Origin of the sequence: Pseudomonas sp. FH4 (genome assembly GCF_000510915.2) — a bacterium.
GTDB lineage: Bacteria > Pseudomonadota > Gammaproteobacteria > Pseudomonadales > Pseudomonadaceae > Aquipseudomonas > Aquipseudomonas brenneri.
The window spans coordinates 66,224-78,465 of record NZ_AOHN01000020.1; the positions used below are offsets into that span (position 1 = coordinate 66,224).

12 protein-coding genes are annotated in these 12,242 nt (G+C 54.5%); 3 read left to right on the plus strand and 9 right to left on the minus strand.

Translation table 11 applies throughout. From position 1 onward, the window contains the following. Positions 1–58 precede the first annotated feature (58 nt). Positions 59–763 (plus strand): SOS response-associated peptidase family protein, encoded by a 705-nt coding sequence (locus H097_RS15475; protein ID WP_032860815.1) that lies wholly within the window; start codon positions 59–61, stop codon positions 761–763. Here the strand turns inward: H097_RS15475 and H097_RS15480 are convergent. The 7 genes from H097_RS15480 to H097_RS15515 form a co-directional block, all read right to left on the minus strand. Further along, positions 750–2,876, minus strand: a complete 2,127-nt coding sequence (locus H097_RS15480) for an acyltransferase family protein (RefSeq protein WP_082445604.1) — start codon at positions 2,874–2,876, stop codon at positions 750–752. The two genes, H097_RS15475 and H097_RS15480, sit on opposite strands and share 14 nt — an antisense overlap. 526 nt (positions 2,877–3,402) lie before the next feature. Next, complete coding sequence (locus H097_RS15490) at positions 3,403–3,774, minus strand: hypothetical protein (protein ID WP_032860816.1); 372 nt, start codon at positions 3,772–3,774, stop codon at positions 3,403–3,405. Next, the gene (locus H097_RS15495; protein ID WP_032860817.1) at positions 3,774–4,199 is read right to left on the minus strand and encodes a cell wall hydrolase; all 426 of its coding nucleotides are present in this window, start codon (positions 4,197–4,199) and stop codon (positions 3,774–3,776) included. The genes H097_RS15490 and H097_RS15495 overlap by 1 nt, the downstream gene beginning before the upstream one ends. Before the next feature lie 123 nt (positions 4,200–4,322). Continuing rightward, positions 4,323–5,501, minus strand: coding sequence for an SGNH/GDSL hydrolase family protein (locus H097_RS15500; protein WP_032860818.1), 1,179 nt, complete (start codon positions 5,499–5,501; stop codon positions 4,323–4,325). Between the two features lie 887 nt (positions 5,502–6,388). Then, positions 6,389–6,751, minus strand: a complete 363-nt coding sequence (locus H097_RS27810; protein WP_223820030.1) for a DUF2388 domain-containing protein — start codon at positions 6,749–6,751, stop codon at positions 6,389–6,391. Positions 6,752–6,777: 26 nt separating this feature from the next. Next, positions 6,778–8,097 (minus strand): HAMP domain-containing sensor histidine kinase, encoded by a 1,320-nt coding sequence (locus tag H097_RS15510; protein ID WP_032860820.1) that lies wholly within the window; start codon positions 8,095–8,097, stop codon positions 6,778–6,780. Beyond that, positions 8,090–8,764, minus strand: a complete 675-nt coding sequence (locus tag H097_RS15515; protein ID WP_032860821.1) for a response regulator transcription factor — start codon at positions 8,762–8,764, stop codon at positions 8,090–8,092. Before H097_RS15515 ends, H097_RS15510 begins: the two co-directional genes overlap by 8 nt. A gap of 300 nt (positions 8,765–9,064) precedes the next feature. On the opposite strand from H097_RS15515, the gene H097_RS15520 reads away from it, so the two are divergent. Continuing rightward, on the plus strand, positions 9,065–9,430 hold the full coding sequence (locus tag H097_RS15520) for a hypothetical protein (RefSeq protein ID WP_223820031.1): 366 nt from the start codon (positions 9,065–9,067) through the stop codon (positions 9,428–9,430). A gap of 337 nt (positions 9,431–9,767) precedes the next feature. Here the strand turns inward: H097_RS15520 and H097_RS15525 are convergent, their stop codons facing one another. Both H097_RS15525 and H097_RS15530 read right to left on the minus strand, forming a co-directional pair. Next, positions 9,768–10,217, minus strand: coding sequence for a hypothetical protein (locus H097_RS15525; protein WP_032860823.1), 450 nt, complete (start codon positions 10,215–10,217; stop codon positions 9,768–9,770). Positions 10,218–10,407: 190 nt separating this feature from the next. Continuing rightward, positions 10,408–11,016 carry a LysE family translocator gene (locus H097_RS15530; protein WP_032860825.1) on the minus strand — a complete coding sequence of 203 codons (609 nt, stop codon included), beginning with the start codon at positions 11,014–11,016 and terminating at the stop codon, positions 10,408–10,410. A gap of 320 nt (positions 11,017–11,336) precedes the next feature. On the opposite strand from H097_RS15530, the gene H097_RS15535 reads away from it, so the two are divergent. After that, a complete protein-coding gene (locus tag H097_RS15535; protein WP_032860826.1) occupies positions 11,337–12,221 on the plus strand; it encodes a LysR family transcriptional regulator in 885 nt (294 codons plus the stop codon). Positions 12,222–12,242: the final 21 nt, after the last annotated feature.

The window sequence follows — 12,242 nt, forward strand, 5'->3', positions numbered from 1 at the left end:
TTATAGGCAGCTTGCGGTCAATTTTCTGTAGGAAATTTCGACAGGCGGAGAGGTGCATATGTGCGGGAGGATTTCGCAGTTCAGCGACATTCGAGAGTATGTAGCCACGCTGGGCATGAAAGGCGCCCTAGTGAATTCCGTGGGTGACGCACCACTTGAGCGCTACAACGTGGCACCCACAACCCAAGTCGCCCTGCTCCACCTCCAGAATGAAACCCTGCATGCAGACCTGGTGCGGTGGGGTTGGCGGCCGCACTGGGCCAAGGATAGAGCAGCCCCGATCAACGCCCGCGTGGAGAAAGTAGCCCACGGGCCATTCTTCAGGGCGATCTGGCCGCACCGGGCAATCACGCCCGTGGATAACTGGTTTGAATGGGTCGATGAAGGCGGGCCGAAGAAACAGCCCTATCTGATCCGGCGGCGGGATGGCGCGCCGGTGCTGTGTGCGGCCATAGGCCAACTACCCGACGCAGATGAAGGCCCGGGCGAGCATGACGGCTTTGTGATCATCACCGCCGACAGCGCCGACAGCGCCGGCGGCATGGTGGACATTCACGACCGGCGGCCCGTGGTGCTAACGCCGGAGCTGGCCAGGGAATGGCTGGACCCGGCCACGCCCAAGGAGCGTGCCGAGCAGATGGTACTGCACCAGAGCGAGCCGGCCGAGGCTTTCGAGTGGTTCAAGGTCGCCATGACTGCGGACGTGTCCGGACCACTCCCGACTGCGCCCAAAGCAAGACTCAAGAGCATTAGTCAATTTTAATTGAATCAATGCTTTCCGGATCAAACTTTCCAGCCGCGGGAGACTTATTAAGTTTTTTTAGTACATAAGGGGCAATAACATTTTGAGCCAAGAACAATGATGCAATAGGTGTCAGATGCCCATAATCAAATGTTACCAAACCCAGCATTCGATCTTTTCCAAGATATGTTAAACACCCTTCCTCATTGCAAAAAGCATCTCTAGCCGACAGATAATCAAATCCTCCGGATCCACTACCATACTGCTGCTTAAGGCGCTCATCCACACTAAGTACGTCGGGAACAAAATTGGTACTTATCCTCCTAGGCATTCCCTCCCAGTACTTACGCAGAAGCAATTTATACAGCTCCGGGTCATACTGGGGGACCGGACCTAAAACCAACACATGTTCAACACCATCCGACTTGAGCTCAGCTGCAATCAACTTCAAATCATTATCTTTATCAAGGTTACTTACCTGAGCAATAATTACGACCGCCGGCTTGACCAACTTAATGGTACGCAGAGCAAACTCATTAGATTTTCTGCAATATTCTTTTATAGCAACATCTTCCCCCGGAATTCTAGCCATACATCCAGCGCCTGCAACTTGCAGAACTGAGATATCATTAGGCAGGCTTCTGCGAACACCAAAATACAACTGCTGCGCGTGAGAGTCCCCCCAAATCATCACTGAGGTTTTTGAGTTAGGCGTATAGCAAGATTCGGATATACCCGCTAAAGGCTTATCCGTTTGATGTCGAGCCCGATAACTTTCCAAATCAAAAAAATCACAATCAGTACGATATTTCTGAAAAATCCCCATCCTTTCAAAATACGACCAGCCGGGCAATGAATTTTCATAATACTGAGCAAAGCTTTCACGATCAGCCATTCTAAACGGATAACCGTTCTTTGAGTAGACTGTATAGCCGGCACAGGCCAATAGTAGTGATAACACTACCAAAGATATGCTTCCGCCGACTTTCGGCATGCCCCCTCGAAACCGTTTCTCGATCAAGATGTACGTTAGCCAAGCAAGCACAACGCTAAGCAATACGGCCAACAAAATATCAGTCTGGCTAGGAGTATCAGCACTTATAATTTTCAAGAAAGAGAGAATAGGCCAATGCCATAGGTAGAGTGGATAGCTAATCAACCCTAACCACACCATCGCTCTGGATGAGAAAAGATGACGATTGAGCCACGCAGATGGACCGGAAAGTATAATCAGAGCCGAACCAATGACGGGAGCGAGTGCCCAACTTCCAGGAAATGGCCTCCCTTTGTAAATAGTTACAAGAGATGCTACCAGCAGTAAGAAACCTAATAACGACCCTAGATCACGAACAATCTTAGAAATATAACCAATTGAAGAATTACTTAATGCAAGCTTTCCACCAATACGGGCCAGACCAATCTTATTATATAAGCTTTCATATGCGAGCAGGCTTCCCACCAATAACTCCCACGCTCGCCCTGCCGGTAAATAGAATGCTGCCTCAGGAGAGACTCTAACTTCGTAAACGCTTAGAGAAAACGACAACAACACAACCAGCAAAAGAAAATATAGTGCAAAAGACCGAACACGCCAAAGAAGCAACGCCAACACTGGAAACACCAGATAAAACTGCTCCTCAATCCCAAGCGACCATAAGTGCAGCAGCGGCTTCAACTCAGACGCAGTATCAAAGTATCCAGACTCACCAAACAAAATTATGTTTTGAACAAATCCTACTCCTGCCGCTACGTGTTTGCCGAGCGACTGATACTCCACCGCCATAAGTGAAAACCAACCGACGATCAAACAGCTTATCAGAACCAATATCAGCGCCGGAAAAATCCTACGGATTCGTCGGGCATAGAACTCAGTAAAACTAAACCCACCCTTATCAAGACTCTTAAAGATAATACTAGAAATTAAATATCCAGAAATTACAAAAAAAATATCAACCCCAACAAACCCACCACGTAATGTAGATGGGAACGCATGGAAAATCACAACTGCCAGAACAGCAAAAGCACGCAACCCGTCTATGTCAGCCCGATAAGTTATATGCTGATTGTGAGGTATGGCAACAGAAACTTTTTCTTCGCCTCCCTTTATTCCGCTAGCTCTAGCACTTACATTCATCTAAGAAAGCTCTCTAATACAAAAATAATGATTCACAAGCGATTTTTATAGTATGCGGCAAGAAATCCTGGCGCATAGTACGGACTGAACGAGATAGGTTCAACACTCATAACTAGTCTCCGTTGCGAAACGATGTCGAAACCTCAGGCAGGCTGCTGCCCTGATCAGGATTCACGCTCATAGGATCGGCAAAAACGAAGTACGATTCGACTCCAGCAGTCTTCGTCCAGGCGAAGTGGCTTCTATCGGCAAAAGATAATAGCGGCCAACAGAACGCGCTCATACCCGATTCGTTGCCGGCGTTCGGCAAGAAGCGCCCTCACCTTTAGCTCCAAGCTGTCTGACTTCCTCAGATCTGCCGTGGCCCAAAGTGGTAGCGCCACGTCACTCGTCTTACACGGCACCAATACTGGCACCTCCACACGGACGGTACGCACCTCGGGGTCTCGGGCGGCACACCCAGTCAGGATCAGTGGGAAACAGGCCAGGAATAATTTCTGGAATATTTTGCAGTGAGTTTTGTCGTTCACAGCCCCAACTCCTGATCAATGATTGCCGACGCGGCCTGAGCCGGATCGCCACCAATTCGCTCCTGCAATAACCGATTGGCAGCGGTGTAGTCTGGCCGAGACTCTTCACTAGCCTTAGCTTGGGCCCGCGCGGCATCCTGCTCCCGCTGCTCTCCAGCCTGCACCATCTCGCCCAGCTTCTTGCCCTGCTCTCCCGCTAGCGCCTCCAGGTTGTTACGCGCCACTTTTACGCTGGCCATGTCGGTGTTCGCGGTATCGAGCAATGGCCGGTAATGTCGGGCTGCCAACCAAACACCGCCGCCGGTGCCCAGTACTAGCAGTAGAAGAACTACCAGCCCAAGGCTGGCCAGCTTCTGCACGGGCGTCATCACGGCACATCCTTGAAGAAAATGTGGCGCCCGAGCCGCAACGTCTGCTTGGCCTTCGCCGCCCAGGCCGGGGCCTTGGGCATCATGGTTGCGTAGTAGTGCGTGGCCCCGCCGGTTGGATCCGGTACCGCGCCGGCCATCACCTGGTCAGCAGCGCGCTGGGCCTGGGCGAGCTGCGCGGCCGGGATCGGCTTCGCACCGCTGAGGTAGGCGTAGTTCGGGTCGTTCTGGTTCCAGCAGCTGAACTGCCACGGCTTCAAGCACACGCCGGCGTAGCCCTCACCCCACCAGGACTTGGCCTTGCCGTCGAATACGCGGTTGCGGATGGTCCAGGCCACGGCGATCTGGCCGGCCAGCCCCTCGCCACGGGCTTCACCCCACAGCGTGCGCGCCAGGATGTCCCGGTCTTTATCGGAAGTGGTCATACTTTTCTCCAGACGAAAAAAAGCCCGCGCGTGGCGGGCTTGACGTTTTGATTGGGTGCAATTAGATGACCTGGTTATCTAATTCACGATATGCGCGGAACTTCATCTAGAAGAAACGCAAGTTCACCGAGGCTCTCGATCAACCTGGAATCGAGCATCTGGCTTGTAACCGCCTCCCATTTTCAGGCCAGGGAAAACCCGCTGTCTGACCTCGTTGTAGATTATCTGACCGCCCTCGATCTTGGCGTGCACATCGTCATACCGCCACTTCTTCGGCTTCTTGTCGGCGAGCAGGTCGTATAGGTCAATGAGCTGGCAGTCGTACTCCTGAGATACCTGCTTTGCGACGTTCAGGTATCCATTCACAAAGTCCGACTTTTGCGGGTGGTATTGGCTAGGCGTGGCGGTAACCAGGACTATTTCAGCGCCAGGCTTGAGCGCCCTGACCTGCTGCACAAACGATTCAAGGTTGGCCTTGAACGTATCAAGCGGAACGCTCAGCGCCATGTCATTGGCGCCGATCTGGTAGAACACCAGGTCCGGCTTGTACTGGCCGACCATATTGTCGAAGTCTGCAAGCACCTGGTGGCTTGTCCACCCGCCATGACCGGTCATGTGGATCGAGGGGCCCGAAAGAGACACCCCTATCAGCTGAACTGCGGCCGGCGTTGCGCCACCATCTACCGGCACAATGTTCTTGAGGACTATGCTGCCGCCAGCACTTACCGGAATGCCATCAACGTTCAGTTGGTAACGCCCGCGGTAAAACCCATCATCCCCTTTCAGGCTCACCGACCGACGAAAGACGCCATCTGAATAGATGTCGAACCGGGCAATGTTGGTGAAGTCAGAAGCGCCCGTGAAGAACATGAGCCGTGCGGCGCCGGCTGTCCGCCCCCCTATACCCTCGATGGTGATGGTTCCGTTCTTGTCGGGAACCATAAACGTAGTGAGTCGACCGTTGAACGGCGCGGAGTACAGCCCGTTAACGTTGCTGTGCGTCGTTATTCCAGGTGTGAGCTGATAACTCATCGAGTCGCCGAGCAGGAAGCCCTGGCCAACTGCATAGAAGGTGTCACGGACCATATGGCCCCAACTGGCGAGGCCATAGGGGTTCTTGTAGGCATAGTCCGCTGGCAGGAGCGGCGCGGTACTGTCGAACTCGAAAGCGTTAAACGATAGAGAGTCACCGCCAATCACCACGCTGTAATCCCCAGCGTTTTCAGTTGGTTTCAGTAAACGACTGGGGGCCTGATGCAGCACGTAATACAGGCCGCCAATAGCGATAACGCTGGCGACCATTGCGAAAAAAAAAGTCCGTGAAAGCCTTAAATGCATCTGCCTGAAACCCGTCCAATCATCCGAAGCCACCCCAGCAAAGGGGTGGGCCTCGGCAATAGTATCCCGGCAAGGCCTGATCAATCACCCAAAAACAACGACCATATACGAACCAGCCAGAGTGGCCTTGCTCGTAACCAGTACAGGAGGAATCGCTAGCGCGTTTATGGTGGCGTACCGCATGGCTCCAGCCACAGCACATAAATTCCATTTCTAAATGGTGATTACTAGCCTTCACAGCGCACCAGGGATCATTCAGAACAAAATTCAGGAATTATCCTACAAATAAACTTATTAAAATTCGGGAGGCCGCTCCGCGATTGTAGGAGGGCTGATTGATCAGGGCCTCAAGCCTCTTACTTGAGTAGGTGACGTTTTGGTGGAGCATTTTCTCGCAATGAGCCCCCGCACTCTCAACGTCAATCTGACGGAGCCTTCCGAAAAATGTTTTCAAAGGAATCACAAACTCAATTAGGCGGCAGAAGAAGCTGTAGCGGGATTGAATTCTTCGAGTCAGGGCTAAATAAATAAATCAAAATATGCCGATCAAACGTTATCGACAATACTGGACAGGTAAGAGTTTACAAAACCAGTACTCATAACGGCATAGTCATAATAGGCACAAAAATTTAACGGTACTCTTAGACAGGGGGGTAATATTTCAGGACTCTGTAAACTATCCCCCTATCCGACAGGATGAACACCTGGCTCTGGGCCCAGTAAGTCATGCCCGGTAGACCGCCGAGGTGTCACGCAGCAGCGACAAGGCATCAGCCTTGCGCTACTGGTTCAGGTTGCAGATGAAACGCTGTTCCGTACCTACCGCCCTTCCCATCCAAAACCCTGTTTCGCTAGCGCCATTCATAAACCAAAACTGCTTCAGCCAGCTCGATATCGCCGGCTGTGCCCGCCTTATTCTGAGTACGCAAAACCTCGAATGCAGCCTCCAAGCTTGCACCTCGAATAGCGCCATCACTCGCGACGAAAGCTGCAGCATCATTGCGAGCTGCAACTACCTTTGGGTCGCCTTTTTTTGAACTATTCCGGCTACTTTCTTGACTGTCTTCAGTCAGCGTAACGGGGAAAAGAGTCACGGCAAGACTTGATGAAACAACCGCTCCAAAGGCCGAGACTTTGACCGGCCTGCCATCACCCGCGATTACAGGAAAACTGCACGAAAAACCGAGCATGAGTACAACAATCAGTTTGCGCAAAATTCCACCTCCCACCCCAACACTGCTCACCCTATTCCCCCCGACGCCCCAACACCCTGCAAGCTCGTGAACTCCAGAGCGACCGTAAAACGTTGCTGCTCAAGTATCACATCAATCTTCCAACCCAATTTTGCACATAACTGGCGCATCAACTGCAAACCCAGGCCGTAGCCGAAATCGCTGGATTCCTCCCCCGGCTTGGCTTCCCTGATGTGATTGGCAATCAGCAACCGGGGGTAGGTGAAGTTGATTTCTACCTGGCCTTCTTCCGCGTATTGCAGTGCGTTACGCAGGAAGTTACCGATCACGATGCGGCATGCTGTGGGAGGTAATCGGCAGGGCTCGCTGTGGATGTCGACAAGCAGTTCGATATCCCGGTTGCCGATCAGGTAGCGATGTTTGTCAATCAACTCACCCACCAACGCACTCAGGTCAATGTCTTCCTCCGGCAAGGGTTCGGGACTCTCGCGGCTCATCCACAGCAAGGTCTCAGCGATAAGCTGCATGTTCAGTACCGAGCGCTCAATACGTTGCAGGGGGGGTGGCAGGACACCACCAGACTGCAGGGTTAACAGTTCTATATTGGCCTTTAGCACCGCCAGCGGAGTTCGCAGTTCATGGCTGGTGTAGCGCAACAGGCGGCCTTCGCGCTGGCTGGCGGCCTGCACTTGCTCAACACTCTGGGCCAGGGCGTCGGCCAGCGTATTGAACTCTTTGAAGCTGAAATCAGGGCGCCCGCCGGCCATTGCGTCCGGGTTTTTCAGCGTGCTGGACCATTGGGCCAGGCGCCCCAGCGGCCGTACCAGCCACCAGACCAACAGGGCGATGATGATCAGCGCCGGCACGAACACTGCCAGGCTGATGAACGTGACGCCCTGCAGCACCTGGTCAAAGTAGGCATCGGACAGCGGCGTTTCCACCTCGCCACCCTCTTCGTGATCATGGTCGATGTCATACATGTAAAGGGTCTTGCCGTCGCCCAGAGGCTGGGAGAGGACCGCCCGGACTTCAGCGTCTTCGTCATCGGAGTCGATATCACCGAAGACCTGAACCGCGCCGAAGGACATGCTCGGCGGTGCCTTGAGCATCTCCCGCACGCTTGCCGGCAAGGCTTCCTTGCCGATGACGGCCTCGAAGAAGTAGTTGTGCGGTGGTGGCGTGGTTGGATCCTTCTTGTAGTGCCTGACGAAATACTGCGCCTCTTCTTCCATCATCGCGCTGGCGGTGTAGAGCAGGCCGCGCACGGTGTATAGCGGCAGCAACTGGCTGTAGATCAGTAACACCACAGCAATCAGGAACAGGAAGCTGCCACTGATCACCCACTTCAGGCTCAGGCCGTTACGCATGGGGTTTGACCTGAATACCGACCCCAGGCAGGGTGTGGATCAACGGCCGGTTGAAGGGTTTGTCTACCGCCTTGCGCAGCCGATGCATGTGGACTTTGAGCGTATTGCTGTCCGGTGGCTCGTCACCCCAGATGGTGGTTTCCAAGCGCTCCCTGGGGACCGGTTCAGGGCTGGCACGCATCAGGTATTCCAGCAAGGTCCAGCAGATGGGCGACAAATGCAGCTCCTGCCCGGCGCGGCTGACTTTGCGGGTGGTCAGTTCCATCACCAGGTCGTCTACCTGCAAGCGACTGGTCTGGCTGCTGCGGCGCATGCTCAGGGCGCGGATCCTGGCCACCAGCTCGGCCAGCTCGAAGGGCTTGACCAGGTAATCGTCGGCGCCGGCTGCAAAGCTGGCGAGCTTGTCCGAGAGAGCGTCCAGTGAAGTGAGCATCAGGATGGGCGTCTGGCTGCCTTGCTGGCGTAAGCGCTCGCACACTTGCTGGCCGTCGAGGCGCGGCAACATGATGTCCAGGAGAATGACGTCGTAATGATGGGCGAGTGCCAGGTTAAGACCGGCCTGGCCATTGCTGACGTGGTCGCAGACCATGCCACTGATCTCCAGGTACTCGATGACGGTAGTGGCCAGATCAAGGTTGTCCTCGACCAGCAGCAGGTGAATATGCACGGGAAAGCCCCCTCGGGCACAGGTTGCGCAGAGGTTTGAAGGATATCGGAAGTCGAGCGATTTTCCGTGGATGTTTACCTGGCGTTAACCCGGCACTGTCTAGGCTGGGCGCTTCCTATCCATGGGTCATCACCGTCATGAACCTTTATTCGATAGTCAAAGGGCTCCTGCTGGCCTTGATTTTTTTCACGCTGATGACCAACGTCCTGCCGTCTCGGGGGCAATTGGTACGCCTGGGAGGTGGCAGCTGGTTTCTGCTGGGTAAGCATATCGAACAGGCAGGCCAGTGCTGTGTCGCCCGTGCATTCTGATAACGCCGGCGCCGGCTATACCTGGCAGTTGGTGATATGCCTGGGGCTGATTGTGTGCGTGACGATTGCGATGGGTGCCTATATCGTCCATTTGAATGCACGCATTGATAAGCAGCGCGAACTGTCGCCGGTGTATCTACATGAATGTGAAAACGGGCGCGGGGGCTTTATTGTCTACCCCGACGGCAGGCGCAGCAGTGACAGCTGCTACCCAAGCGATGAAGCTGAATCGGCGGGCATCGACCAAATGCCGGACCTGTCAGGCCCACACCGCGTGCAATGGCTCAAATACATCCTGCCGCGCGTTAAGGGCCTTCGCAGTCCAGACGCCAACCCCAAGCTCCCGACAGTCTGATCAGCACCTCCTAGCCCCAGCCAGAACCCCAGCACAGCAGCCTGAATGTCGAATCTGATACGCTTTTTTCTTTATCACCTGCATCTGTACCGAACACACCACAACCCCGACAATGGCTCATCGGCAGGAACCCTCCAGCCGCCCTTCTTCCTTTTGGAGGCCCCATGGCTAAGATGGCAATTTTTCTGTTTGGGTTTCTGGCACTGACTATTGGGATCGGCCTGCTGGCCACCATCTCACCGGTCTGACACTGGGGTGTGAGGCAAAGTGCGCGTGATGCACAACAGTACTTCTGGTATTGCGTTATCAAGCGCACGGTTTGGCGTATTTTAAACCGCTACTTGATCAGTTCAAGATGGACGCTCATCAGGCTGTCTGGCTTGTCCTTCATTCCATTGCAACAAACGTAGCCATTGTGCAGATAGAGACCGGGGTATTTTTTAAAGCTCACAGGGTCGATGTTCACGTACCTGGCGTTGCTCCACCCCGAATAGGCATAGAGGTAGCTGCGGTCGGTAAACGACAGGTACTCTGCGGTATCGACAGTCATGATGTACCAGTTCCCGTCGCCATAACTGATGACCAGAAACTTCGAGGCCTGGTTGATATCCTTGGTGGTCATGACGTATCCGTTGGCCATCATCAAATACCGGGCCGGATTCACTGAGTTGTCCTTGAGATAGGCCAACTGAGAAGGTGGGGCTTTCACCCCCTCGGCAGCACCTCCGACATCAGGATTGGATTGCAACGCTTGTGTGCCCGGCGGGCTGAGTAGTTCCTTCGACATTGGGTAACACTCCATTAACTTGAGATTGATGGTTTAACGATCCCCTCCAAAAAACACCATTGGCTGGAAAGACAGAAAAACCGCAGACTGCAATTAATAGTGCGCAAGCCCCTTGCTGCTCGATACTGTCACTTCTCACAGTTCGGTAGAGTGTTTCGGGATAGGTCCAGGGTTTTATATCTCGATCCCATCAACCCAGAAAAAACATCGGGTACAACGACAGCACCAACAGCCCCGCCATCGACCAGTTGAATAGCTTCAACCAGCGCGGCTCACGCAGGACATTGCGCAAACCGGTGCCACACCCCGCCCAGACGCACACACTCGGCAGGTTGACCACTGCAAACACCACGGCGATGACCAGTACGTTAGTGAAGTAGCCTTCAGCCGGCGTATAGGTGGTGATCGCCCCCAACGCCATGACCCAGGCTTTGGGGTTGACCCACTGGAACACCGCGGCCGCGAGAAAGGTCATGGGTTTGCGCTTGCCGTGCGTGTCGTCCGACATCGCTCCAGAGTTGGCAATCTTCCATGCCAGGTACAACAAGTACGCCGCCCCGATATAACGCAACGCGGTGTACGCCCAAGGCAACGCCTTGAACACCTCCCCAAGGCCCAGGCCGACCGAAATCACCAGCACCATAAAGCCCACGCTGATCCCCAGGGCATGGGGAATCGAGCGGCGAAAACCGAAATTCACGCCCGACGCCAACAGCATGGTGTTATTGGGGCCTGGGGTAATCGAAGACACGAAGGCAAACAGCGCAAAGGCCGAAAGCAGGCTGGTGGACATGAACATGGTGCGGCATCCGGCAAATGATTGTTGCCCTGACAGTAGAGGGTTCTGTGGCGCCCTGCCCCGTACAGCTGGGGGCGGATCGAGAGATACAATTCTCTTCAATGTGCTCGCGTGCATGGCGCCCACCGTGGAAGTGCAAGCGCCCCGCCATCACCGACTCCTGGGCTTGCTATGCGGGGAACACTGGAAAAAACGGCACGATTCGTCAGGCACGCGCTACTGAACTAAAGCAGGTTTACCCCTATAAATGACCTGATCGCTACTTCTCACTGGCGTAGAATCAGGCAAAAATCACAATCATATTCAGGAAAATCCGGATAATGCTCTTCGAGAACCTCGCGCTGTTTCTATTGATTGTCGAGAAAGGCGGATTGTCGGCGGCAGGCCGCGAAGCCGGACTTTCGCCGACGTCTGTCTCGGAACGGCTCGGGGCTTTGGAAAGGCACTACGGCGCAACGCTGCTGACCCGTACGACACGCTCAATCAGCCTCACAGACGAAGGGCGAATGCTGATGGAGGGCGCCCGGCGCCTGCTGGCAGAGGCTGACGATATCGAGAGCAATATCAAACTGGGCATCGAACGTATCTCGGGGCTGATACGCCTGAGCGCCCCCGTTGACCTGGGCCGAAACCGTGTCGTGCCGATCCTCGATGAGTTTCTGCAAACTCATCCCGAGATCAGTCTCGACCTGAATCTGACGGATGGCTACCTGGATCTCGCGGGGCAAGGGATTGATTTCGCCATTCGATATGGCGCCCTATCTGACAGCACCTTGCGCGTCAGAAAACTCAGCGAGGGCCGTAGGGTCGTATGTGCATCCCCCGCCTACCTCAAGGCCCACGGTACGCCCCGACACCCATCGGACCTGGCCCATCAGCAGTGCATCCTGATGCGTTTTGGCAGCAACATCCACCGTGAATGGCAGTTCCGCGCCGATGGCCGTACGTTCAAGGTTCAGGTGTCGGGCAGGCGTATCGCCAATGACGGCGATCAGGTGCGCCAGTGGTGCCTGGCGGGTCACGGTGTCTGTATCAAGTCCTACATCGATGTGTTTGATGACTTGAACGCAGGCCGGCTGGTCGAGGTGCTGCAGACCTATTCTCTGCAGGGCGTGGACTTGCAGATCGTCTACCCTTCCGGCCACGCTGTGCCGCGCCGAGTCAAACTGCTGATGGACGAAATCTCCTTGAAGCTGGCGAACTGAGCGCGCCCCAAGGAGATTTTT

Bases quoted from the DNA above. Each gene is read 5' to 3' on its own strand.
- H097_RS15475 (WP_032860815.1), top strand. From the start codon at position 59: ATGTGCGGGAGGATTTCGCAGTTCAGCGACATTCGAGAGTATGTAGCC.
- H097_RS15530 (WP_032860825.1), bottom strand. From the start codon at position 11,016: ATGTTCATGTCCACCAGCCTGCTTTCGGCCTTTGCGCTGTTTGCCTTC.
- H097_RS15495 (WP_032860817.1), bottom strand. From the start codon at position 4,199: ATGACCACTTCCGATAAAGACCGGGACATCCTGGCGCGCACGCTGTGG.
- H097_RS15490 (WP_032860816.1), bottom strand. From the start codon at position 3,774: ATGACGCCCGTGCAGAAGCTGGCCAGCCTTGGGCTGGTAGTTCTTCTA.
- H097_RS15535 (WP_032860826.1), top strand. From the start codon at position 11,337: ATGCTCTTCGAGAACCTCGCGCTGTTTCTATTGATTGTCGAGAAAGGC.
- H097_RS15500 (WP_032860818.1), bottom strand. From the start codon at position 5,501: ATGGTCGCCAGCGTTATCGCTATTGGCGGCCTGTATTACGTGCTGCAT.
- H097_RS15480 (WP_082445604.1), bottom strand. From the start codon at position 2,876: ATGAATGTAAGTGCTAGAGCTAGCGGAATAAAGGGAGGCGAAGAAAAA.
- H097_RS15510 (WP_032860820.1), bottom strand. From the start codon at position 8,097: ATGCGTAACGGCCTGAGCCTGAAGTGGGTGATCAGTGGCAGCTTCCTG.
- H097_RS15525 (WP_032860823.1), bottom strand. From the start codon at position 10,217: ATGTCGAAGGAACTACTCAGCCCGCCGGGCACACAAGCGTTGCAATCC.